The organism is Lysinibacillus telephonicus, from assembly GCF_039654155.1.
Classification (GTDB): Bacteria; Bacillota; Bacilli; order Bacillales_A; family Planococcaceae; genus Ureibacillus; species Ureibacillus telephonicus.
This window is the reverse complement of the sequence record NZ_CP155468.1, coordinates 3,529,246-3,554,326: the sequence shown is the minus strand read 5'-3', so window position 1 is coordinate 3,554,326 and position 25,081 is coordinate 3,529,246. Positions and strand designations below refer to the sequence as shown.

The 25,081-nt window shown below is 34.7% G+C and carries 22 protein-coding genes and 2 pseudogenes; 15 read left to right on the top strand and 9 right to left on the bottom strand.

The window, feature by feature from the left end; translation table 11 throughout:
- The first annotated feature begins 13 nt into the window (after nt 1-13).
- The 6 genes from MKY04_RS17235 to MKY04_RS17210 all read left to right on the top strand — a co-directional run bounded on the left by MKY04_RS17235 (nt 14) and on the right by MKY04_RS17210 (nt 8,338).
- Nucleotides 14-1,543, top strand: a complete 1,530-nt coding sequence (locus MKY04_RS17235) for a type I restriction-modification system subunit M (protein ID WP_346234827.1) — start codon at nt 14-16, stop codon at nt 1,541-1,543.
- Nucleotides 1,544-1,752: 209 nt separating this feature from the next.
- Nucleotides 1,753-2,931, top strand: coding sequence for a restriction endonuclease subunit S (locus tag MKY04_RS17230; RefSeq protein WP_346234826.1), 1,179 nt, complete (start codon nt 1,753-1,755; stop codon nt 2,929-2,931).
- 46 nt (nt 2,932-2,977) lie between these two features.
- Nucleotides 2,978-6,079: a type I restriction endonuclease subunit R gene (locus tag MKY04_RS17225; RefSeq protein WP_346234825.1), complete on the top strand. Its 3,102-nt coding sequence runs from the start codon at nt 2,978-2,980 to the stop codon at nt 6,077-6,079.
- Nucleotides 6,080-6,092: 13 nt separating this feature from the next.
- Complete coding sequence (locus tag MKY04_RS17220) at nt 6,093-6,815, top strand: SprT family zinc-dependent metalloprotease (protein WP_346234824.1); 723 nt, start codon at nt 6,093-6,095, stop codon at nt 6,813-6,815.
- A gap of 88 nt (nt 6,816-6,903) precedes the next feature.
- Nucleotides 6,904-7,779, top strand: coding sequence for an SMODS domain-containing nucleotidyltransferase (locus MKY04_RS17215; RefSeq protein ID WP_346234823.1), 876 nt, complete (start codon nt 6,904-6,906; stop codon nt 7,777-7,779).
- Entirely contained in the window at nt 7,757-8,338 is a 582-nt protein-coding gene (locus MKY04_RS17210; RefSeq protein ID WP_346234822.1) for an SLATT domain-containing protein, read from the top strand. The genes MKY04_RS17215 and MKY04_RS17210 overlap by 23 nt, the downstream gene beginning before the upstream one ends.
- A gap of 15 nt (nt 8,339-8,353) precedes the next feature.
- Here MKY04_RS17210 and MKY04_RS17205 read toward each other — a convergent pair whose 3' ends face one another.
- Entirely contained in the window at nt 8,354-8,842 is a 489-nt protein-coding gene (locus tag MKY04_RS17205; protein WP_346234821.1) for a hypothetical protein, read from the bottom strand.
- 329 nt (nt 8,843-9,171) lie between these two features.
- Between MKY04_RS17205 and MKY04_RS17200 the strand changes: the two genes are divergently transcribed.
- The 3 genes from MKY04_RS17200 (at nt 9,172) to MKY04_RS22305 (ending at nt 12,171) form a co-directional block, all read left to right on the top strand.
- Entirely contained in the window at nt 9,172-9,573 is a 402-nt protein-coding gene (locus MKY04_RS17200) for a hypothetical protein (RefSeq protein ID WP_346234820.1), read from the top strand.
- A 366-nt stretch (nt 9,574-9,939) separates the two neighbouring features.
- Nucleotides 9,940-11,253, top strand: a complete 1,314-nt coding sequence (locus MKY04_RS17195; protein WP_346234635.1) for an ISL3 family transposase — start codon at nt 9,940-9,942, stop codon at nt 11,251-11,253.
- Nucleotides 11,254-12,087: 834 nt separating this feature from the next.
- On the top strand, nt 12,088-12,171 hold the full coding sequence (locus tag MKY04_RS22305; RefSeq protein ID WP_342774131.1) for a helix-turn-helix transcriptional regulator: 84 nt from the start codon (nt 12,088-12,090) through the stop codon (nt 12,169-12,171).
- A 335-nt stretch (nt 12,172-12,506) separates the two neighbouring features.
- Here MKY04_RS22305 and MKY04_RS17190 read toward each other — a convergent pair whose 3' ends face one another.
- Entirely contained in the window at nt 12,507-12,881 is a 375-nt protein-coding gene (locus MKY04_RS17190) for a winged helix-turn-helix transcriptional regulator (protein WP_126296380.1), read from the bottom strand.
- A gap of 121 nt (nt 12,882-13,002) precedes the next feature.
- Here MKY04_RS17190 and MKY04_RS17185 point away from each other — a divergent pair, with 121 nt between their 5' ends.
- The 5 genes and pseudogenes from MKY04_RS17185 to MKY04_RS17165 form a co-directional block, all read left to right on the top strand.
- Nucleotides 13,003-13,569, top strand: a complete 567-nt coding sequence (locus MKY04_RS17185; protein WP_126296381.1) for an NAD(P)H-dependent oxidoreductase — start codon at nt 13,003-13,005, stop codon at nt 13,567-13,569.
- Between the two features lie 217 nt (nt 13,570-13,786).
- Nucleotides 13,787-14,038, top strand: coding sequence for a hypothetical protein (locus MKY04_RS17180; protein ID WP_126296382.1), 252 nt, complete (start codon nt 13,787-13,789; stop codon nt 14,036-14,038).
- Nucleotides 14,039-14,267: 229 nt separating this feature from the next.
- Nucleotides 14,268-15,698: an IS21 family transposase gene (gene istA / locus MKY04_RS17175; RefSeq protein ID WP_346234451.1), complete on the top strand. Its 1,431-nt coding sequence runs from the start codon at nt 14,268-14,270 to the stop codon at nt 15,696-15,698.
- Nucleotides 15,691-16,416, top strand: coding sequence for an IS21-like element helper ATPase IstB (gene istB / locus MKY04_RS17170; RefSeq protein ID WP_036180664.1), 726 nt, complete (start codon nt 15,691-15,693; stop codon nt 16,414-16,416). The genes istA and istB overlap by 8 nt, the downstream gene beginning before the upstream one ends.
- Nucleotides 16,417-16,480: 64 nt before the next feature.
- Nucleotides 16,481-16,885 (top strand): annotated as a pseudogene (locus tag MKY04_RS17165) (transposase); the annotation flags it as partial.
- Nucleotides 16,886-16,965: 80 nt separating this feature from the next.
- Here the strand turns inward: MKY04_RS17165 and MKY04_RS17160 are convergent.
- From MKY04_RS17160 to MKY04_RS17150, 3 genes are all read right to left on the bottom strand, one after another.
- On the bottom strand, nt 16,966-17,154 hold the full coding sequence (locus tag MKY04_RS17160) for a hypothetical protein (protein WP_126294922.1): 189 nt from the start codon (nt 17,152-17,154) through the stop codon (nt 16,966-16,968).
- A 2-nt stretch (nt 17,155-17,156) separates the two neighbouring features.
- Nucleotides 17,157-17,597: an Hsp20/alpha crystallin family protein gene (locus tag MKY04_RS17155; protein WP_126294921.1), complete on the bottom strand. Its 441-nt coding sequence runs from the start codon at nt 17,595-17,597 to the stop codon at nt 17,157-17,159.
- 126 nt (nt 17,598-17,723) lie between these two features.
- The gene (locus MKY04_RS17150; RefSeq protein WP_126294920.1) at nt 17,724-17,933 is read right to left on the bottom strand and encodes a hypothetical protein; all 210 of its coding nucleotides are present in this window, start codon (nt 17,931-17,933) and stop codon (nt 17,724-17,726) included.
- A 341-nt stretch (nt 17,934-18,274) separates the two neighbouring features.
- Here MKY04_RS17150 and MKY04_RS17145 point away from each other — a divergent pair.
- Nucleotides 18,275-19,613, top strand: a pseudogene (locus MKY04_RS17145) (IS3 family transposase).
- Between the two features lie 197 nt (nt 19,614-19,810).
- Here MKY04_RS17145 and MKY04_RS17140 read toward each other — a convergent pair.
- The 4 genes from MKY04_RS17140 to MKY04_RS17125 all read right to left on the bottom strand — a co-directional run bounded on the left by MKY04_RS17140 (nt 19,811) and on the right by MKY04_RS17125 (nt 25,069).
- Nucleotides 19,811-20,914, bottom strand: coding sequence for a Ger(x)C family spore germination protein (locus tag MKY04_RS17140; protein WP_346234819.1), 1,104 nt, complete (start codon nt 20,912-20,914; stop codon nt 19,811-19,813).
- Nucleotides 20,901-22,031 (bottom strand): GerAB/ArcD/ProY family transporter, encoded by a 1,131-nt coding sequence (locus MKY04_RS17135; protein WP_246020362.1) that lies wholly within the window; start codon nt 22,029-22,031, stop codon nt 20,901-20,903. Before MKY04_RS17135 ends, MKY04_RS17140 begins: the two co-directional genes overlap by 14 nt.
- Nucleotides 22,032-22,035: 4 nt before the next feature.
- Nucleotides 22,036-23,511 carry a spore germination protein gene (locus tag MKY04_RS17130; protein ID WP_126294916.1) on the bottom strand — a complete coding sequence of 492 codons (1,476 nt, stop codon included), beginning with the start codon at nt 23,509-23,511 and terminating at the stop codon, nt 22,036-22,038.
- Nucleotides 23,512-24,130: 619 nt separating this feature from the next.
- Nucleotides 24,131-25,069 (bottom strand): amidohydrolase family protein, encoded by a 939-nt coding sequence (locus MKY04_RS17125; protein WP_346234818.1) that lies wholly within the window; start codon nt 25,067-25,069, stop codon nt 24,131-24,133.
- Between the last annotated feature and the right edge of the window lie 12 nt (nt 25,070-25,081).

The following is a 25,081-nucleotide window of genomic DNA, read 5'->3' as shown; positions in this document are numbered from 1 at the left end:
AGGAGGAATTCACATGGCAGAAAAAGTTTCACAAGATCAAATCAACAGAAATTTATTTCAGGCCGCGGATACATTCCGCGGAAAAATTGACTCAAGTATTTATAAGGACTACATTTTAACAATGCTGTTCATTAAATATTTAAGTGACTCTTATAAGGAGCATTTAGAAGAATATACGGAGCGCTATAATGGTGATGAACAGCGTATTCAACGTGCATTAACGCGTGAACGATTTGTATTAGATAATGAATCTACATTTGATTATCTTTACAGCAAACGTAATGATGTCGAAGTAGGAGAAATCATCAACAAAGTGTTAGAACGTATTGAGAATGAAAATACAGGTAAGCTTCGAGGCGTGTTTCGTAATATTGACTTCAATAGTGAAGCGATTTTAGGGAAAGCAAAAGAGCGTAATGCAATGTTACGTACATTATTAGAAGACATCAATAAATTAAATTTAAAGCCTTCAGTAATCGGCAATGAAGATATTATCGGTAACGCATACCAATATATGATTGAGCAGTTTGCTTCTGATGCAGGTAAAAAGGGTGGAGAATTTTACACACCAACGATGGCATCTGAATTATTAGCTCGTTTAGTAAAGCCACAGGAAAATGACCGTATTTATGACCCAACATGTGGCTCAGGTTCATTGTTAATCCGCGTTGCGAAACAAGTACCAAATAATAAAGTAGCGATTTACGGTCAAGAGCGTAATGGTGCGACACATTCATTAGCACTTATGAATATGTATTTACACGGAATTGATGACGCTACTATCGAGTGGGGAGATACGTTAGCAAACCCACTTCATTTAGAAGATGGCAAGTTAATGAAGTTCCAGAAAATCGTTGCAAACCCGCCATTCTCATTAGACAAATGGGCAATGGGCTTTGCGGGTGAAAGTAATTCAGATAGCAAATTTAAAATGGAAGCAAGTTTAGATCCGCATCGCCGTTTCGAATGGGGTGTACCACCAACATCTAAAGGTGACTATGCCTTTGTACAGCACATGCTTTATTCATTAGCTGAAAACGGAACAATGGCGACGATTTTGCCACATGGCGTTTTATTCCGCGGTGGAAGCGAAGGGAAAATTCGTCAGCAAATTATCGAAATGAATTTACTGGACGCAGTTATCGGTTTACCAGAAGGTCTGTTCTACGGGACAAGTATTCCAGCATGTATCCTTATTTTTAAGAAAAATCGTACTTGCAAAGACGTACTGTTTATTGATGCATCAGGTGAAGGCAACTACGAAAAAGGTAAAAATCAGAACAAGCTACGAGAAGAAGACTTACAAAAAATTGTAACGACATATGATAGCCGTGAAGTAACTGAAAAATACTCGTATATAGCAACTTTAGAGGAAATCAAAGAGAACGATTTTAATCTTAATATTCCTCGTTATGTTGACACTTTTGAAGAGGAAGCGCCTGTGGATATGGAAGCAGTAAAGCAAAACATTGTGAAAATTAAGAAAGAGTTAGCAGTTGTTGAGGCTGAAATGGATAAGTATTTGAAGGAATTAGGTATGTGATATTTAGTTAGAACGCTATTAAATAGACGATAAAACTCTGCTTTAATTATCCAGTTGAGAAATTGGTTAGCTCTCTTATAAAAGCTAAACATAGGTATATACGAAGTGAAACTGAATAGTATTAAAACTTCAGTTGGCAACGATTAGTAGAGTAATGAATAATGACTATTCCAAATTTATAGAGGTAAATAAAAGGGTGGTAGATTAAATTGGATTCTTGGAAGAAGTACGAGCTTCAGGAAATTATTTCTTTATCTAAGGAAAAATATAATCCTAAAAAAGATAAAGAAAGTTTTAAATGTGTAGAGTTGGAACATTTAGAAAGTGGTACTGGTAGACTATTAGGGTATACAGATAGTTTAAATCAACAGAGTGTTAAAAATAAGTTTAATCCAGGGAATGTCCTATTTGGAAAATTAAGACCGTATTTAAAAAAGTATTATTTACCAGACTTTGAAGGCGTTTGTTCTTCTGAAATCTGGGTGTTAAAAGGTAATGAAGAAAAAATAAGTAGCACTTATTTATTTTACTTAATACAATCAAATAGGTTTCTTCAAAACGCTAATAAATCTGCAGGTTCTAAAATGCCACGTGCTGACTGGGGCTATCTCTCGGAAGTGATTTTTTCGATTCCAAGTTTGCGTGAGCAAGATGAAATTGCCTCGATATTATTGACTTGGGACAGAGCTATTGAGCTAAAAGAAAAGCTGGTTAATCAGAAAAAAAAGCAGAAAAAAGGGCTAATGCAAAGACTGTTGACAGGTGAAGTAAGACTTCATGGATATGAAGAGGAGTGGAAGTCAATAGAGCTAAAAGATGCAATAGCAAGGGTGATCGATAATAGAGGGAAAACACCTCCTTTAAGTAGTGAAGGGTTTGAATTAATTGAGGTTAATGCACTTGAATCAAATAATAAAAATCCTAATTATAAAAAAGTAGCTAAATATGTTAGTGAAGAAACCTATAATTCATGGTTTAGGAATGGACATCCGCAAAAAGGCGATATCTTAGTTGCTACAGTTGGTAGTGTAGGTTCTACAGTAATTATGAATGAAAATCGAGGTTGTATAGCTCAAAATATAATAGCGTTGAATATTAAAGATGAATATAATGCTGATTACATTTATTATTGGATGAATAGTAGTATATATTTAAATTTAATTAAGAAGGTCTTAATGGGCGCGGTGCAACCGAGTCTAAAAGTGCCTCATTTATTGCAATTTAAACTAACGATACCAAAAATCGAAGAACAAGAAAAAATAGCCGAGATACTGTCGAGTTATGATAATACAATAAATTTATTAACTCAAGAAATTAACAACTTGAAATTACAAAAAAAAGCCCTTATGCAACAACTTCTAACAGGAAAAATACGAGTGAAGGTATAGCACCTTTGCTTCACTTCCTGCACTTTTATAGATTGGAGGTGGCGATATGTCCACTGAGCAACCTTATGATGAAATTAATATAAGCCAACAGCCAGCGTTGGAAGTATTACAAAGTTTGGGGTATATCTATATCTCGCCTGAGCAAGCAGAGCAAATGCGTGGGAATCTTCATAACGTATTGCTTCGAGATGTGCTGGAAGACCAGCTACGAAAAATTAATCGCTATGAATATAAAGCCGAATCCTATTCATTTACTGAAAACAACATTCAACAGGCAATACGCGATTTAGATGAGCCTTTAACAAATGGACTTATAAAGGCGAATGAAGCGATTTACGAAACAATAATGTTAGGAAGAAGCTATATAGAGTTTCTTCCTGACGGCTCAAAGAAATCTTTTACTATACAGTTTATTGATTGGGATAATATCGAAAATAACGTCTTTCATGTAGTGGAAGAGTTTTCTGTTGAGCGTGCGGACGGGAAACTTGCACGTCCAGACATTGTCCTTTTCGTAAACGGGATACCTTTTGCGGTGATTGAATGTAAAAAAGCATCGATTTCAATGAGCCAAGGTATTAGCCAAATGATACGTAATCAAAAGAATGATTATATTCCGCAGTTATTCAAGTTTGTGCAAATTGTGATGGCGTCAAACAAAAATGAAACACAATATGCAACGTGTGGAACACCGAAAAAATTCTGGTCTGTTTGGAAAGAAGAAGAACAAACTTGGTTAGAGCAGTTGTTACAAAATAATGTGATAAATCGCTTACCAACTACGCAAGACAAAAATATTATCTCATTGTTCCATCCTGCACGTTTACTGGAACTCACAGCTTTTTTCACTTTATATGACAAAGATGTCAAGAAGGTAACTCGTTATCAACAATATTTTGCGATAAAACAAATTTTACAAACAGTGGAACAACGTGATGAAAACGGCAATCGCCAATCAGGTGTTATTTGGCATACGCAGGGGTCGGGTAAAAGTTTAACGATGGTGATGCTTGCAAGATATATATTAACAGAGTTATCAAGCTATAATCCAAAGGTAGTAGTTGTGACAGACCGTGTAGAATTAGATAAGCAAATTCATAAGACGTTTAACCATACGCGCTTAAAAGCAAGTCGTGCGAATTCGGGTAATCATTTAATTGCATTGTTAAATGACGGGAACACCGACATCGTTACAACTTTAGTGCATAAATTTGATACAGTGCAAGCAAAGCAACAAGTAAATGATTCACGAGATATTTTTGTTCTTGTAGACGAATCGCACCGCACACAGTATGGTGAGCTTCACAATAAAATGAAGAAGGTATTTCCAAATGCATCGTATCTTGGCTTTACAGGTACGCCTTTAATGAAAAAAGAAAAGAGTACCATGATTAAGTTCGGTAAACTGATTCATAAATATACAATTGCTGATGCGGTTAATGATAAAGCTATCGTACCTTTATTATATGAAGGGAAAATGGTTGATCAAACGGTTAATAAAACGGCAATTGATAACCGCCTGAACATGATTACACGTCATTTAAATGATACGCAAAAAGAAGAAGTGATGAAAAAGTGGGCGCACTTTGAGCGTATAGCTTCTTCAGACCAACGTATTAGTATGATTGCATTTGACATTAATGAACATTTCAATCGAAACTATAAAACGCAGGGTTCACAGTTTAAGGCGATGCTTGCGACAAATAGTAAGATGGAAGCAATTCGTTATTTGAATTTCTTTGAGGAGTTTGGGGATTTAAATTGCGCTGTTGTTATTTCACCTCCAGACCAACGAGAAGGGCATGACGAGATTGACGAAGACTCACAAGATTTAATACAGCGTTTTTGGAAGAAGATGATGGATCGCTACGGAACACCAGAAGCTTATGAAGATGCGATTAAAGAAGAATTTATTTACGGTGATGACATTGATTTATTAATCGTCGTAGATAAATTACTAACAGGCTTTGACGCACCACGTGCTTCGATTCTTTACATTGATAAACCAATGAAAGAGCATACGTTATTACAAGCGATTGCCCGCGTTAACCGACTTTATGAAGGGAAAGATTATGGTCTTATCATCGACTACCGTGGCTTACTTGAAAAATTAGATGAAGCGTTACAAATGTATTCAGGTGCTGGACTTGAGAATTTTGATCCCGAAGACATTCAAGGTGCGATTCACGATGTTATTACAACTATCGGTGATCTTCGTCAGTATCATTCACAACTATGGGACATCTTTGCATCAGTTCGAAATAAATCAGATGTAGAAGAATATGAGGTACTATTAGAAGATGAAGAACTGCGCACTGATTTTTATAATATGTTGAGTAAATTTGCGCGTAACCTTGCTATCGCATTGGAATCAGAGCGTATATATAATTCTTTACAGGAAGAAGAGCTATCTAAGTACAAGAAAGATTTGAAATTCTTCCAAGAGCTACGTAAAGCTGTGAAGTTGCGCTATTCAGACTCTATCGACCATAAGGAATATGAAGCGAAAATGCAAAAGCTAATGGACCAATATATTTCAGCCGAAGACATTATTCGTATTACAAATCCAGTCGATATTTTAAATGAAAAAGGATTCAAGGAAGAGCTTGATCGTCTTGGCTCGAAACGCGCAAAGGCGGACGCAATTCGTACACGTTTAACGAAAAGTGTTAGCGCTAAGTGGGATGAAAATCCTGCTTACTACAAGAAGTTCTCTGAACGTATTCAGGAAGTAATCGACCAGTATAAAGAAAAGCGTATTACGGAAGCAGATTACTTAAACTCAATGAATGAATTGTTAAATGAATTCCGTCAAGGAGAGCCGAAAGAAGATTATCCAGCAATCATTAAGGACAACGGTCATGCACAAGCCTTTTACGGCGTGACAAAAGATCTTTTAACGATGAAGGATGAACAAGTATCATATGGTAATGAAGACTTTGCGAAGCTATCAATAGAAATGGATACTATTATTAAGTGCCATAAGAAAGTAGATTGGCATAATAATGTGCAAGTGCATAACCGTATTGAACAAGACATTGACGATTTATTGTATGATTTTTCGAAAGAGAAGAATGTAGTTTTAGAGGATGATGTAATCCTCAAATTAATTGAACAAATTAAGGTAGTGGCTCTTAAGCGCTATTAAGGTAGTGAGCAATATGGAAAAGCACCAAATTCATTATGGCACTCAGCCCATTGATTTTTGGATAGAACGAAAGGACGTTAAAAACGTCAATTTAAACATTAAGCCTGACATGAGCATCGCAGTGTCAGCGAACGAAAAAGTACCCTTAAGTTTTATATATGACTTTGTGAAGAGTAAAGGTTCATGGATTTTAAAAAACGTAAAGCAGTTTGAAGATGTCCTTCCACTGAAGCAGAGCGAGCGCGAGTATGTTAGCGGTGAGTCGTTCAAATATTTAGGCAAACAATACCGTCTGCGCGTCGAACAATCAGCAGAGGAATGCGTCAAATATTTCAGAGGTTTTATATATGTACACGTACAAAATCCATCGAATCACTCTAAAAAGGCGAAACTTGTGGATGCATGGTACAAGGACAAGGCATACAAAGTGTTTGCTGAATCGCTAAATCGGATGTCCATATTAATGGAAAAGTACGGTGTTGAAAAGCCTAAACTCGAAATTCGCGTCATGAAAGCGCGCTGGGGTTCCGCCCAAGTAGACAACAATACGATTCTCATTAATACAGAGCTTATTAAAGCACCAAGATTCTGCATCGACTATGTAATACTGCACGAACTCATACACTTTAAATACAACAATCACAGTGAAAACTTTTACAATATGCTATTTGTGCTGATGCCCGATTGGGAAAAGCGTAAAAAAGTATTAGATGAAGAAATTGTGCGCGAACTATAACATCTTAGAAATCACATCATGAATATTTAACTTTCGACAGTTTCTTAGCATTACGCGAGGGAACTGTCTTTTTTTAGGGGGAATATATATGGGTGTAGCAAGTAACTTTGAAACTTTTTGTAAAAATTTAAGAATGAGTGAAGAAACAGTAAATAATATTAGTTATAGAACAAAGCGTATTACAAAGCAATTAAATAAGGATTTTTGGAAGACTACTTCAGAAACAGATCACAGTTTTTACTCAGGTTCATATGGACGGGGAACAGATATTCATACAAGTGATATTGATTTATTAGTTCGTTTACCTTACTCGACTTATGAAAAATATAATAATTATAGCTCCAATGGACAATCTGCCTTATTACAAGCGGTGAAAGAATCAATTGGAAATACGTATCCATCATATAAACGAGCAGACGGACAAGTAGTTAAGGTTGATTTTACTGATGGAATTTCATATGAAATCGTACCTTGTTTTATAAACAAAGATCAAGAAAGTTACACATATCCAGATACAAATAATGGTGGTAGTTGGAAGACGACTAATCCCAAAGCGGAAATTAAAGCTTTTAATGAATTGAATAAAAGGAGTAATAAAAATCTTAAGCGACTTTGTAGGATGATTAGAGCATGGAAAAATAAACATAATGTTCAAATGAGCGGTTATCTGATTGATACATTATGTTATAGGTTTATGCAAAACTGGTCATATAGTGATAAATCTTATATGTACTATGACTGGATGGTTCGCGACTTTTTCGATTTTTTAATAGAACAATCTGATAAAACATGTTGGTATGTACCTGGCAGTAACAGAAGAATAGAAGCCAATCATAATTTCTCTTACAAAGCTAAACAAGCTAAAAATTTAGCTTTAAAAGCAATTGAATATGAATCAAATGGTAATGAATATTCTTCTAAAAGGGAATGGAGGGAGCTTTTTGGAACAAAATTCCCAAGCTGAAGTGGAGCAACGAAATAAACTAATGAGTCAAATTAGAGAATGTTACGGGCGTGTTGCATATACTCAAAAAACACATGATATAAGCGCGGTATTATTAGAAAAGAAAGAAACACGATATAAAACGATTCAATTAATATTATCTACTTTGGTAGCTGGCGCATTTTTAATTGTGTTATTGGGTGATGGTAAAATAACAACTTGGATCGGTACATTTATATCTTTATTGTTATTGGTAGTTACAACAATCATGCGGGAATTTGACTTCGATGGTAATTCGAAAAAACATAGAAATGTAGCGCAAACATTATGGGTTATACGTGAGGACTATATTTCTTTAATTGCGGATATGGATTCTATGAGCATTGAAGAAATTAGAAATGCGCGCGATGAATTACAGTTAAGGACGTCAGAAATATATAGTAATGCGCCAATAACATCTGCTAAAGCATATAAAAAAGCTCAAGACGCATTAAAAGTAAAGGAAGAACTAACTTTCTCAGATCAAGAGATTGATTTTATGCTTCCAAAACATTTAAGAAATGACAAAGAAGTAGTTTAGTTCGCTAAACTACTTCTAATCATTTGAATAATTATTGCTAAAGTTTAATAAAAGTTGTGCAATGATGTCTTGTATTTTCAAATGCGGGAATTCTTTTTCACAAGTAAGGACGAATTGCTGATATAATTCCTCTGGCATACGGAACGTCTTAGTTGAAAGTTTAGAAGCGAATATTTTCTTATCAATTGTGAAGTCATCGTTGGCTTTTTGCTTCTCAATAATCTTTTTAAGGACGTCTATATTTTCAGTGAGAAATGCTGTTAAGTCGTCCGCAGAATTATCAATTTCTGAAATAACATTTTCATTGCGTACAAATTTGTAGTATTGATTTTCACGTTTTATATAAACGTAGTCGCCCTCTTGCATAATTTTCGTAAACGTAGAGTAGTTAACAGAGATAAAATCTGCAACTTGGTGCAAATCATAGCCTTTATTTTTTAACAAGTCATTCACGAATTCAACGCGCTGTTTGCAATCAAGAGTAAGGAACTTGTCTTTATTCATATTTGCATCTCCTTTAAAATTTGATGCTATATTATAGATAAATGCTTTCAAAATATTCACAGCGACTTGCAAAAATATTAAGAAATTAGTATGATAATCTTGCTTAACCGCAACAATATAAATTCATTCAATTCAAGTGCTATTGTATAGTCTTGCAAAAAAAAAAACTCTTTTGCACAGACTATAAACAATAGTGCTTTTTGTTTTGCCAGCAAAATAACTCATTGAATTCAAGTCTGCTAATGAAGAGTCGTGCGAAAATAGCACTTTTGTTTAGACTATTGTCAATGGCGCTTTTTTTGTTTGTCTAAAAACAAGGAGAATAATTTATGTTAGTAAAATTTGATGTGTTATTTTACGACGGGCATAATCCGACGTTTGAATTTAAAATGGATCATACAATTGATGCTATTGAAAAATTTGTAGGTGATTTATTTGAGGTCAATCAGTGTAGGCGAATGAAAATGAATGCGGAAGAAAAGTTTTACGATTGTAATAATCCGAATGAAACATTTCCGATTCTAATCTCAAGAAAAAGATATATTAAAATATCCAGTAGTAAGACCATGATAGAGTTCCAAATTGAAGATGCAAACTTACATAAGACGAGTTATCGTCAATATGAGAGATGTATGAGAGTGGGAGGAAAAATAAGGTTAGTTTTCACCTCGACTATGGAAGAGGTAAGTAAAGTATGCTTTATAGGAACTGCGCAATTAGTTAATTATTAATTTGTCCCCGTGAATTACCGTTTATGGTCAAAAGTATGGTCAAAATGTTTTGGATGGCTATAAACCCTTGATATAATAACGTTTCTCGACGACGGGGTAAAGCCCCGCCGTCTCCATACATATGAAACCATTGAGTTTCACTGAGTGTGACTTTAAGTATATTTTTGCCGGTTTGGCAAGGATATACTTAATTTTATTGGCTGTACAATTTATAACGTTGGTGAATGAAAATCACCTTCTCCCGAAAGTTGGAGAAGGTGATGGAATTTCACTAGCGTTATTTTCTTTTATTTTAATAATAGAAAACAAGTGAGGTTCCCTGTAGAATTAAAGTCGACCAAAACCATCATTCAGGAGGGAATTCACTTGTCATATTCTAATAGTATTAAATCCTTGATTGATATTCAAGACTTGAATATTACATTCGATGAAGATTGTGTAAAACAAGGGACTTTTAAAGGAAAAGCTTGTAAATACATCACTGGAACATTAACCTACAACCCTACTCATTGCGTAAAGTGTGGTATTGAAAACAAAAATTTTACAGTTTTTAAGAACGGAACTCAATTATCGCGAATTACTTTACCTCTTACCGGGGTAAGTCCAACCTATTTACTACTAAGAAAGCAACGCTTTATGTGTACAGAATGCAACACTAGCTTTACTGCCAAAACACCAATCGTTGAACGTAATTGTTATATTTCTAAGAATGTTAAAGTTCAAGTAATGATTAAATCTGCAGAAGCTCAATCCTTAAAATCGATCGCTAAAGATTGTTCGATTTCACCTACAACGGTTCAACGAGTCATTAATGAAGTTGCAGTGCATCTTAAACCCCATCATACTAAGCTTCCGAAGCATCTTTCTTTTGACGAATTTAAATACGCAAAAGGGGCAATGGCTTTTGAATATATCAATGTGTTGAATGGTGATATCTTGGACATTCTTAATCGTCGCGATAACTTCGCAATTAAAAATCATTTCATTGTGAATTACAGCCTAAATGACCGACGAAATGTGGAAACGGTAACGATTGATATGAATGCAGGTTATGTAAGCGTCATTAAAGAGCTGTTTCCAAAAGCGAAAATAATTATTGACCGATTTCACTTAGTTCAATTAATCAATCGATCTATGAATAAGTGCCGAATCAGTGTGATGAATCAACTAAGAACTTCAGATAACGAAGACATGAAAAAGTACCGTCGATTGAAGCGTTACTGGAAGCTAATTCTCAAAAGGAAATCGGCTCTCTCTAGCGTTGAATACAAATATTATTCGCTATTCGGACAACGTCTTGAAACAAGCATCGTTGAAGAGATTTTAGCGTATGATCCAGTGCTAAAAGCGAATTATGAGCTTTATCAAGCCCTTTTGAAAGCAATGGAAGAGAAGGACTTTAAAATGTTAGAATCTTGTTTAATAAATCCTGTTCATCCTTTAATCTCTAGCTATATGAAGACTAGTATAAAAACGTTGAAAGAGCATCTTCCGTATATACATAACAGCTTTAATTATCCTTATAACAACGGCAAAATTGAAGGGATTAACAATAAAATTAAAGTATTAAATCGTGTAGCTTATGGATATAGAAATTTTATGAATTACAAAAAGCGAATTATTTTACACTTCAAACTCAAAACAACAGAACAAAAACAACCACGCTCCCAAACAGCCTAAGGCTAGTTAAGAGCATGGTAATAATCGATTAATATCCTTCACCAACGTTATTTGACAAAGAACCATTTTATTTAAGGCAAGGTTATACTTAAAAATGTTCATACATGTGAATACAGTGTGATATAAAGTATGTTTCCTGACACATTGAACTCTGTATCGATTAATTGAAAAGGTTATTATCGGGCGTTTATCCAAAAAGGATTTTCGCTTTTTTGTTGAACAAATTGTACTGACGATTTAGTTTAGTTGAAATATCATCTTTAGCTGTTATTCCGCAAAACCAGCTAATAGAGGCTGATCTTTATTCAATAATAGGGGGCAAAAACAAATAACTAGTACATAAGCAGTGTATTTCGTAAATGAAAACACACTGCATTTGGCATTTTTAAATGCGGTTTTATAGTGGAATAACAAAGAGGATAATAAAACATACGTTTCATTTAAATAAAGAAGGATTAGACAACTTTAACCTAGAGTAGTTGTTTAAAAGCTTCGAAAACAGTAACAAATACTATTCTAACTGATTTAGTTCTACTGAAAGAAAAATTAAAAAGGAAACAATTGAGATACTTGAGGGATATAAAGTTACTGCACTACAAGATTCTTTCGCATCTATGAAAATGTATCACCTTATATGGAAATATTAAAGAAGGTTCAGAAGTAATAGAAGCACTTAGAGAACTTGATTTACAAGGTGTTGATGATATTCATAAAGCAGCTAAGGGGTACTATGAAATGGTTTCTTATAAAAAATGTAAGGTTTACTTGACAGAAATATTTGGAGTTTGATACTCCCAGTGTAAGGTAAACCTGACAAGATAAGGTGAAATAATATTGAAAAATAGAGTAAAAGATCTTCGAGAAAAACATGGATTAACACAAGGACAATTAGGAGAGAAAGTAAATGTTTCACGGTAAGCCATAAATGCAATAGAAAATGACAAATTTTACCCATCAATTTGGTTGGCTTATGATTTGGCAATATTTTTTAATATGTCCATTGAAGAACTTTTTGATTTTAAAAGGAGTGAGAGGAAATAAGATTGTTAAAATCGCCTATTATAAAAGCAACTTTTATTTGTTTGATGTCGGCTTTTTATTCACTAATTTTTATTTTTACTGCTAATCTTATGGAATTGAATGGAATGCTTGGTCTGACTTTAATGGAGAAATAAATGATTCTGCTATTTAACAGATCCAACCATAGAGGTTGATATGTATGTATATCGAGGCTGCTGCCCAGGCAGCCTTCTTTAGTTATTGTCCACTTTTAACGTGACTTCTTTTCTTTTATCCAATTGACCTTCTCCCCAATAGCAAATTGCATCTAATACAGGAATCAGTGATAAACCCTTTTCCGATAAACTATATTCTACTTTTGGAGGTACTTGAGGATATTCTTTTCGATTAATTAATTTATCACCCTTAAGTTCCTTTAGTGTATTGGTTAATGTTTTAAAAGAAATATTGCCAAGCATCCGTTTCAATTGGTTATAGTGAATAGGCTTATTGTTTAAATATAAAGCATATAAAATTGTCATTTTGTATTTCCCACCAATTAATGACAAAGTATATCCAAAACCAGTATCCTTCAAATTACCATTTAATACATAAGATTCTTTTTCCATTTGGCACTCTCCTTTAGGTTAGTATCTCACTTAAATTACCGTACTAGTAGAATGTTATAGCATACAATAAAATCAATGTACATTAAAATATGATGCAAATAAGGGAGAAGGGTGATTAATAATGAAAACAATTGTCTATGCACATCCATGGGAAGGAAGCTATAATCATGCAATCTTAACCTCTATCACGAAAGACTTAGAAGCTAAGGGAGAAAAAGTTCAAGTGATTGATCTTTATAAAGATGGGTTTAATCCCGTATTTACAGCTGAAGAATTGGCGCAATTTAATAGAGGAGAAACACCCTACAAATTAGTGAAGGAATATCAAAAAAAATTAAGCCAGGCAACTGAGTTGATTTTTATATTTCCTGTCTGGTGGTGGGACTTACCGGCTATTTTAAAAGGATTTATTGATAAAGTGATGCTGAGTGGCTTCGCTTTCCAAGAGGATAAAAAAACAAATACTCTGAAAGGTTTATTGACGAATATAGAAAAAACAACTGTCATTTCAACTTCTACAACGGATAAAAATTATATTGAATCTGAAGGAGGAAATGCTATTCAGGGAGTCTTCATTAACCGAACTCTAGCTGACCTGGGAATTAAAAATGAACACACTAAATGGATTCATTTAACAACAGATGAGAAGAGGAAACAATTTTTAAAAGAAATAACCCATGAAATTTAAAGTAGAATGAACTGAATAGAAAGATATTTGTGAGAAATACACTTAAACAAACGGTTGCGATTTTAATAAGGAGAAAAACTTAGTAAGTGTAATTTTCGTTCTTCCACAATCAGGCTGCAATTCTTGAAGAGGAATTGTTGTCTTTTTCAGAAATAGAGCCAGATTGTCGAGGAATTAATAATGGGTATTACAGAAGAAGGTCAAAGGAGGGGATGTATTGAAGAAATTCTTTCTCTCTGTATTTTTTGTAATTTCTATATTATCGGCATGTAATTTATCAACAGTGAGTATGAGTGAAGTTGAAAATGTACCTAATAATGTGTGGGCTATAATTGATCCTAATTTAGAGCTTCAATTAATCAATGATGGAGAAAAAGGATCATATATAATTTTTCATTCAAGTGAAGATGTAGAATTTGATTTTACAACTCAAGAGAATACGGTAACTATTAATTTTAATGAGAAATAGAATGATGTTGAAAAGCAAAATACTTATTATTTGACAACGGATTTAGAACACTATGCATTGGAAGTTTTAGTAAATGGGGGAACTGTGTATTGCATAATAAAAGTGCAGACTAGTGCAACGAATTTGTACAGAGTCTAGCACTTTTTTAGTGCAAAAAAATAGACTTGCCAGCCACCCCAAGTCACTCTACTGTTAAAGTGTCGAATTTTACCAGTGGAGGTTTGAAAGGATGCTAGCAATGTCTGAAATTAATTGTATCAAAACTTTAAGAAATGAAAAAGGATTGTCTATTTCTAAAATTGCAGAAACTATGAATGTAAATTGGCGTACCGCCAAAAAGTATGGTGATGGCAATCAGTTACCTCAAGAAAAAAAGCATATTAAAAAAGGGATGATGTACGAAGAAAAATGGGGAGAAATCGTTATAGACTGGCTTGAAGAAGATCTCAAACTAAAGAAAAAACTACGTCGAACAAATAAAAAAATAGTTGCGGATTTAAAAAGGATGGGGTTTAAAGGATCGTATCGAACGGTCTGTAACTTTATTCAAGAATGGCGTGCGACAGAAGATGATGAAGTAAGTAAAGGGCATGAGCGATTACAACATCCAGAAGGTGAAGCGCAACTAGATTTTGGCGTAATGGAGGCTGTTCAAGACGGAGAGATTGTCGATGTTCATGTTTTAGTTATGACGTTCCCAGCTAGTAATACTGGTTTTGCGATACCGATGCCTGGAGAAAATTTGGAGTGTTTCCTAGGTGGGTTACAAGAGCTGTTTAAGCAAGCTGGTGGAGTGCCAATTAGTATTCGAATTGACAATTTAACACCTGCGGTCAAAAAAGTACGCAAAGGTGATACAGAAGCTGAATTAACAGAAGCATTTCGCCATTTCCAAAACTATTATGGCTTTAAAGTGCAAGTGTGCAATCCATCCAGAGGTAATGAAAAAGGAAATGTGGAAAATAAAGTAGGCTATGTACGATATAACTTCTTTAGCTTACCACCAGTCATAAAAGACTTTGAAGATTTAACGGAACAATTAAAGCAACAACTGAAGGAAGATCGTGACCGACCACATTATGAAAAAGAAGAACTCATTGAGGATTTATGGCAGCAAGAGCAAAAGCAATTAATAAAATTACCAGAAGATCCGTATCCAGTATTTAAGCAGTTTCCGATTAAGTTTAATAAGTATAATGAGTTTAAGTTAGACAAGCATTTTATTCATGTGCCTAGAGCGCGTAACTATGTGCAGTTATATTGCATTACGTATTGGGATTCATTCAAAGTGATTACAAATGAGGGAGAAATTTTATTATCAGATGCAAGACCTTATATGAAGAAACGACGTTTCATTCCATGGAAAGATATTTTAAAAGATTGGTTAAAAAAGCCTCGTGTTATTGGGCATTCACGTTATACCCCTTATTTACCGACTCGTATAAAGGAGTATTTAACAGTTCCATCCTTGGCATTAAGGAAACAGCGTCTAAATGAATTACTCACTCTTTTAGTGACTCATGATATGAAAGAAATTGACCAGAATTTTTATGAACTTATTGGAAAAAATAGCGATGATCAAGAACATCCTTACGGTGTAAAATGGACTGATTATGATGCGCTATCTCCTAAAGGAATGGAGGCTTCAAGTCATGAATAATGCCATTTTACAATTGTGTAAGCAATTGCGGTTAGCTCATATCGCTGAAGCAATACATGATGTTCCATTTACAACACCTGAAGAATATATTTACCAACTTTTATTAAAAGAACAAGATGGTCGGGAACAAGCAAGGATCGCAAGAAACTTAAAGAATGCCCGATTTATCGATACGAAAACATTAGAGGGCTACGAATGGCACAAAGATATTTGTTTACCTAGTCATCTATCGAAAGAAGAACTAGTGCAGCTCGATTTTATTCGAAGAAAAGAGAATGTAATTCTAGTAGGGGCGCCTGGAACTGGTAAAACACATTTAGCTTCAGCACTGGGTAGAAAAGCTTGTGAGCAAGGTTTTGAAGTACGTTTTTATCGAGTTTCGCATTTAGTAGAAGAATTGGAACAGGCTTTACATGTGGGGAAATTAAAGCAATTTCGAAATAAATTAGAGAAAATTGATTTAATGATATTGGATGAAATGGGTTATCTTCCATTTGGTAAAGAAGGAGCGGAGTTACTTTTTCAAATCATTTCTGAATTTTACGAACAGAAGAGTTTGATTATCACGTCAAATTTAGAATTTAGTCAGTGGAATCGTATTTTTTCAGATTCACGTTTAACGGCAGCTCTGGTGGATCGTTTGATTCACCATGCCCATATTATTTCTTATACGGGACAGAGCTTCCGTTTAGCCAATGCGTTGTCGAGAAAACAGTAAAAATATTGGGTGGCAACACTCTGTATTTTTCATTGCAATTCTCTGCATTTTTATCTTGCAAAATACAACATATACATGCCCTAATCAGAAACGTCTTGAATTTCGTTATCATTCTGTTCGTAATGACCAAACAGGCTTCCAACGGAAATTCAAAATCTACGAGTGCGAAGACTGTTCGGGTTGCCCATTCCGTTCATCATGTACAAAAGCAAAGGAAGGCAACAATCGGAAACTAATGGTGAATGAAAAATGGGAACAGCAAAAAGAATATGTAACAGCGAAGCTTTCAGAAGAGAAAACGAGTGCCATCTATCGAAAACGTAAAACCGATGTGGAACCAGTTTTTGAATCCTTGAAGGCTAATTTGCGTTTCACTCGATTTTCTGTACGGGGAAAACCGAAGGTAGAAAACGAAATGGGCCTCGCGTTAATGGCCGTGAATTTAAGAAAATTCACGACCAACAACTAAGGTAATAGAAGATTTTCACAGGCGAAAAGAGAGAAAGGTGAATTTGAGCATGCTCAAATTCACCTTCTTACTATTCGAAGCTAGTTATGTCCCAGCCTCTGGTAGGAATTTTTAATATTATTAGTCAGCTCATTTAAAATAATTTTTTTCTTTCCCTGAGGTAAATGGCAGCTTAAAATTAGCAAATCAACTAGGTCAGGTTGTTCCTCAGCAATTTCCTGCAAGTAATCCCTGCCAAACTCTTTCATAACAGGTAGCAAACTGCTCATTTTTAATGGAAATCCACATCAATTCTCTTTTTATTTGTTTGAGTTTGTTTAGGCATGATAACTTCTAGTACACCATTCTTATAAGAAGCCTTTATACCTTCCTCAGAAACAGGAGTTGGTAGTGTAATAGCTCTTTGAAAGCTACCTGTGTATCTTTCTCTCCTATGCATATTCTCTTCTTTAATCTCATTAGTTCTGTTAATTGAGCCACTAATTCTCAATACATTATTTTCAATATCAATGTTTACATCTTCTTTACTCTGTAAGCCTGGAATGTCACAAGTTGCAACTACCTCTTTATCTGTTTCATGAACATCCACTCTTATATTCCCCAATTGATTCATTTCATTGTCTAAATGAAAAGGGAAATCATTGAATAATCTGTCAAAATCTCTCCTAATGTTAGTTAATTGTCTAAATGGATCATAAGGTATTAATGCCATTTGTATCATCTCCTTAGTTATTTTTAACAAATATATCTTTTACATTTTACTATGTAATTATTCATTTAAGGGATAAGCTGAGTCAGTTTTAGAAAAGCATCCTATTACAGAAAAAGGAGAGCCTAATTAGCTCTCCTCAGTGTCATTAGTTTTAACCTCATATCCAAATAGCTGTGACCTTTCATCAGGTATCCATTTTCCATCTCTAATCCTGCTCAAGCCCTGATACAAAGAGCCTCCTATAATATTCTCTAACCATTTGGAGCATTTAGTCATAGTATCAAAATCATGTAAGTATACTCCATTTTTATACAGTGAATACTTTTTATGTTGCATACGAACACCTCCTTTGATTGATACATGTATCGTACCAGGAGGTGCTGCGTGTTTATATGCGTTGTTTGAATGGGGGCTTACATTGTTTATTCATTTTGTAGTGTAATTTTTTGGTTTAATTTCAATTATCACCCTTTTGTATAAATGGAAGTTTTCACTAGTTCTTCAAATAAGTCAGTAGAAATAGGTGAAAACCATTGTTCAAATGATGTTTTTCGTGTAAACTTATCCATGCTTATATCCTTTATTTTGGATTTGGATAGGTTACTACCACCAAACCATTATAAAGGCTTTTTTTATGCAATTGGTAAGTTACAGAAAATTCAATTTATAAGGGTGCGATTAATTATTTTAATGCGACACTAGTGACTATTGATGAACAAAAATTACTTAAGAAAAATCCTTATGTGAAGACTGTTAGTGAAAAAGGAATTACATATACTGATGAATTTAAATCAGTGGCCATTAAAGAGTATGAAAACGGGAAAAGTCCAAGAGAAATATTTGAGGAATCCGGATTTGATATTGAGATTGTTGGCATTGAACGTGCGAGCTCGTCATTAAAAAGATGGCGCAAAGCTTATAAAGAAAACGGTGTGGCTGGACTTGAGGATGCACGTAAATACTATTCAGGACGACCACTTGAACGCGAATTAAGTTTTGAAGAAAAGTTTGCTAGATTAGAGGCACAAAATGCATTATTACGTGCAGAAAATGAATTATTAAAAAAGATCGATTTAGCAGAAAGGATGCTGGTGAAGAAAAGAAGAACTAAGGGCAGAACAGAAATTTCAACTGATCCACACTGTCATCAAAAAATATAAATTAAAACGAATGGTACGTTATCTTTGCGAGTTAGTAGGGGTCTCTCGTTCAGGATATTATCGTTATTTTCAGAAGAAGCAGAGACAAAAAGACAAACACGTCATCAAGAAGATGAAGAGATGAAAGAAGTTATTTTAAAGGCATTTCATTTCCGCCGCCGGAAGAAAGGCGCACGTCAAATTAAAATGACTTTAGAAAATCAGTTTCAAATTACATATAACCTAAAACGAATTCGCCGTATTATGAAAAAGTTTGATATTGTTTGTCCAATTCGAAAAGCGAATCCTTATCGAAGAATGGCAAAAGCAACAAAAGAACACAGAACATTACCGAACCTATTGAATCGTGAATTTAAGCAAGGTGTTGTTGGGAAGGTATTATTAACAGACATTACATATTTAAGTTATGGAAAAGGGAAACGCTTATTTATCTACCATTAAAGACGCCGAAACCAATGAAATTCTAGCATATGAAGTGTCTGACAAAATAACATTAGCTATCGCTCTAAATACGGTCAAGAAATTAAAGAGGAATGGTAGAAAATTAGCTAAGGGTGCATACATCCATTCAGATCAAGCAGTCCATTATACTAGCCCCCAATTCCAAAAGCTTGTGAAGAAAATGGGATTAAGTCAGTCTATGTCAAGGCGTGGAAACTGTTGGGATAATGCCCCACAGGAATCGTTTTTTGGGCATTTTAAAGATGAAACCGACTTAAAATCGTGTGAAACATTAGAACATGTAAAACTAGAAATAAAGAGTTATATGACCTACTATAACCATTATCGTGGTCAATGGAACTTAAAAAAGATGACGCCTGCACAATACAGACATCATCTTCTTCAAGTTGCCTAGCTTTTTTTAAAATGTCCTTTACAAAGGGTACACTTTATTTTTGGAGGAAAGCCAGGCTTTTGTGATGAAATCATGGTCATTTCCATAGTTTTCGACCACAACGCTCGCTTGTGTTATTGTATAATTATGACAGAATTTACACAATGCTATAGATTCTAAGGCATTTGTTTACGTTATGGGTTATTCGATAGGAAAAATTAAAGGTTTGGCCTTTTTGAATTTGCATCCGTCAAAGGATCGATATTAATAATGTATTTTATTTTAATGTTCATCTTCTCAAACATTTCAATCCATTTTTTTTCTTCCATTGGTTTTGAGAATGGTCTTTTTGTTTGTATGCCAAGCTGTAATGGATCCACTTTCAATTCTTGCATCTTTTTAACTAGTTCATGTGTTTGTTTTTCAAGATGGGTTTCGATATCTTTTTTCATATTTTCTAACTGCTTTGGGTCAAATAATTGCTTCTCTCCCCGGTATTCCTCAATCCTAGTGTCTATATTCACGGTATAGGTCATTGTAGAATAGCTGCTATCGATATCTACTATTACTTTAGATCTAACATGACCCAGTACAATTTCAAATTTTTGAATCGGTAAAACAGCTAAGTAGTGATCGTTGTTTATCAGCTGGAAGATACGATCATCTAAAGATGAAATAGTTTCAACTAGCTTGTCATCTTTAAACAAGGCTGTACCTTCATAGTTGAACCCATCCTCTTCTATTTTGAATACAGGCAAAAAAGGATCTGAATAAGGAGTATAGAGCAAATTTTTAAATTCATGAAGATTAACGACAGTTAATTGTCCTTGGTTTTTTTCCTCATAATGCTTCAGCATACGGTAAAACGAGTAATCAAAGTTTTCATCTTTGTCCAATTGACTTTCCAAGTATTCATCAAAATTTCCTTTTACGATTACTAAATAGATTCTCGGAGAAATATCCGGATCAGTCAATAATACATTTATAATGGACATAATCCCGTCTCTTCCAAGTTCATCACTAATTACCAGCATCCGCATTTGTCCGAATTTAATTTCCTGGTAGAAGTTTAAATCGTACTTCTGTACTCCCTCCTTTAATAAGCTGACTTCTTGCGACATAACAAACTTCTTTTCTTTACTTAGAGGAGGCAAAATTGTACTGACTTTTAATTTCCCTTTATCCCCCTTACTAATTGACAAAAAGGTAACGGGAGAAATTTCTTCAATAAGGTTGTTTTCAGTAAAAGGGGCACAGCCAGATAACCAAAAAGTCATAAAAAGGAGTATCAATCTTTTACATATCTTTTTATGTAGACGCATGTTTTTTAACCCCCTCTTTTTTCATTACTAAAACAATAACAAGAGGAACAAGAAAATAGCTTATGCTTCCAGCTATAATTTGGAGATTAAGTAAAAAGTTCTGCTTCTCCTCAGACTTCCAAAATAATTCATTCATAAGAACCATTCCGATAAAAATAAGGAAAACATTGGATAATAAACCTTTTCCACTGGTTGGCTTGCTCATTTTACCAAAAGCTATTTTAGATGCTCCATAAAACAATAGTAAAAATAGAGAAACTGCAAAAACTAGGTTAAATAATTCAAAGGAAAGCATGATCATATCAATTCGTTCAAACACTGGGTTTTGAAAATAACGGGACATATTAATAATTGGATATTGAGTTTTACTTAAATAATTGGAACCGAAAAAAAATAGGGATGCTATAAATAGGAATACATACTCTACAACGGTGAGAGCGTTGCCGTAAGACAAATAGCGAAAGGTTTTATTGTTTGTTTTAAGCCATGGTCCCAAAAATACCAGAAATTCCGGACCAGAATAGGAAGACAAAATTAAAAAAAAGGCTTTCCAATTTTCTACTTTCCACTCCATTGGAATAAGCGGATACAAATCACTGAGTTGAGCTATTGGGGGAAAGAAGAAAAAAACGAAAAATGTGATCATCGAAAATGTACAGAAAAAAGAAATCAACACAAAACGAATGGTATGTTCAACGCCCTTACCTGCGACATAAAAACAGAACAACAAAATAAAAAAGACAAGAAAATTTGTATCTGTTGATGGAAGCATAAATGTTTGAACAATTTGGCTGAATCCTAAGGTTATGACGGAAAGTTTAAGCAGAATAAAGAACAACCCGATGAAAGAGAGAAATCGTACCAATTTTTTTCCAAACATTTGGACAAATCCATTATATCCATTGCTAGATAAACGGGTTAAAAGCCACTTCGATAAAAGAAGAAGGTTTAGTTGGGATAATATCCCGACAGCTATAAGCACCCAAATCATATATGAATGGATCAAGATATTTGGCATAATCAGAAAAAAGTAAAGCATTTGGAGGCGATTTACCAACAACATGGCATAGAGCCCATTATAGGTTTCATTCTTTTTAAATAATTGGTAAGTTCCCATCAAGTCATCTCCTAGTTTTATATCTCTTCAGTTTTAGAGGTTTAAGATGCTCTGGACGCTCCAACATCTTGGTTAATGGCCCTCGAATGAATAAGTCTATCCAATCCTTTCTAAAGAAAGGGGAAACTGGTGAAAAATAGGGTTGCTTGATTGAAGACAAGCTATTAAGATGGGCTAAAATAGCAATGCTTCCTAGTGCAATCCCAATTATCCCAAGTAAAGAAGAAAAAACTAGAAGCATCAATTGAATTAATGAATTTGCTTTTGTCATAAGGTAGTTGGGAATAAGAAAGGAAGCTATCGTCGAGATCCCAACCATGACAATTAATACTTTGCTAGCGAATCCAGCCTCAACAGCCGCTTGACCAATCACAATACCACCAATAACCCCAAGTGTTTGACCTGTTTTTGTAGGCATTCTTAAACTTGCTTCTTTTATGATTTCAATAAAAATTAACATGATAAATGCTTCCCAAAAAGGAGTAAAAGGAAGCTTGCTCCTTGATTCGACCAAGACCAGAAGTGTTTGCATAGGAATCATTTGATAGTGATGAGTTGTCAATGCCACATAGATAGGAATCAATGAGACTGACAGAAGAAAACAGACATATCGGATGATGCGCAAAAAACTGGCAACTACCCATCGATTAATATAGTCCTCGGGTGATTGGAACAAATGGAAAAAAGTAATGGGTGCAACAAGAGCAAATGGTGTATTGTCTACCAGAAGGGTGATCTTTCCTAATCCCAGAGAATAAGCAACTACATCAGGCCGGTCAGTTTGCTGAAACTGAGGAAAAATACTGTTTTGATTTTCCTCCATGAATGCCGCAACTTGAGAGGAGTCAAAGAAGAGATCAAAATTAATTTCAGAAATCTTCTCTTTGACTGTTGAAACAAAATCTGGATTAGTCAATCCCTCTATGTACATTAAAACAACACTTGTCTCACTCATAGAACCGACAGTAAACTTCTCTGCTTTCAGTTCATGTATGGGGAGTCGTCTTCGAATAAGCGTAATATTTTGTTCTACTTGTTCACTAAAGCTGTCTTTTGCTCCGAACATTATGGTTTCTGTTTCAGATGTTTCAATGGCACGTCCAATAGGATTTTGTAATGGCACAGCTAACCAAAGGTTTTGCGAAGAATCAAATAACAAAATGGACCCTGAAAACAACTGTTTTTTTGCCTCTATAAAAATAGGAATGGGAATAATTGAGGAATTCACAATGCAATCTTGAATAGACGGTTTGGAACAATTAGTTAAAGGTTTTATAATGCTTTCATTCAATTTTTCTTGGTCAATGAGAGTTCGTATGTAAACAAGATGAATTTTTCGAATATCGGAAATGTCAATTTCCACAAATTCTGCATCATCCATTTGAACGAGGCTTTTTTTCAGAGCTTCTACCGATAATTCTGATTCAGTTATTGATTGAGCAACAAGCTTATTTTCAATTTGTTTTTTTTTCCAAAACATGTACATCGCACCCCTCTTATTGAGAAAAAACATTTCTAGTCGTACTTAAAAATTCCTTATTCATACATATTATTAGCAATTTAATTTAAAGTATACAAAACACGTAGAGGTACATAACGATCCAAGAAGAACAAAGGCAATCCATAATAGATAGGCCTTCTTCATCTTAAAGATTGTTATAATAAAGAAGTGTCAGAAGCTAACTGTAGCTTTGGATGCTCTTTTTTGTCCAAAACACGAATCTTACTAACCAGGGAGTTAATTTTAGAGATGAATAACAAAGATATAGCGAAGATTCTAAAACAATTTAAGTTGGATAAGAGTGTGTGCGAATTTTTTCTGAGAGGCATCAAGAATATCATGTATTTTCTAACAAAAAATTCTCATACTGTGGTCAAAGAGGAGAAGTTGATGTTTTAGTAACTTTGCCTTTCGCTACAGAGTAACTTCCTGCGGGAATAGCGTGTGCCTTGAGACCCCGCAGGAGCCTTAAAGGAACAAAGCCTAAGAGCGCCACTTCCATGTGGCAACGGCTTCGTGACCAACATCGTGTTGGCCCGAGGAGGCTCAAGCCACGCCCGCGGAAAGCGTCCGTCTGTAGCGGAGATTGAATAATGCTTTACTTAAACAACAAAGACTCCACACCTTCATAACTGCTTAGCTTCGGTGGCCAAACACTTAAGTCAAATGGAAAATCAGACCCTGGAACGACTCGATCTTCTCCAACACATTTGATAAGGAAATCAATACTATCCTCATTCCAAAGAACATTATCATACCAGAAACGTTTTAAATATTCAGATGGATGCGCTTTCAAATTGGATGATACAAGGTTCCATTGATCAAAGCCTTTGTCTATTCTACCGATTTGATATGGAAGGAAGCCTCCACCATGGGCAAATAATATTTTCACATCTGGATATTTATCGATTAATCCACTTAACAGGATATCTGCTGCACAAATGGTCGTCTCCCAAGGTACCCCGATTAAGTTCGGCAACATTCTTCTTTTTAATCTTGGATCTTCACATAGTAATGGATGAATAAAAAGGACTGCCTTCAGTCGATTTGCCTCTTCAAAAAAAGGTGTGAAAAATTCATCTGATAGCATATGATCTGCTAAACCTGGACCAATGATGACGCCTTTCAGACCAAGATTCATAACTTGTAGCAGCATTTGAGCAGCTTTGTCTGGATCATTCAATGGAACCGTTCCGAGTGCTGAAAGGGTTGTAGGTGAAGAAGCTGCCCATTCAGCAAGTGATTGATTATAAACCTCTGAAATTTCACTTGTAATTTCTATAGGAAAATCATACATAAACAGCTGTGGAATCGGTGAAACCACTGAATGTGAGACATTAGCTTCTGCTTGTTGGGCCATGTAAAGTTTACTGTCGATAAAAGATTTTTTTAATTCAAATCCCCATTTTTCATTGACTACTAGGAGGGGATCCTTGTTTTCCTCTTTATGAACCCATTGAGCATGAACAGCCTCTTTATTATCCTTGAGCCAAGATAGAACATTTTCAGGTATAAAGTGTGTATGAAGATCGTACAAATCGATTTCCCC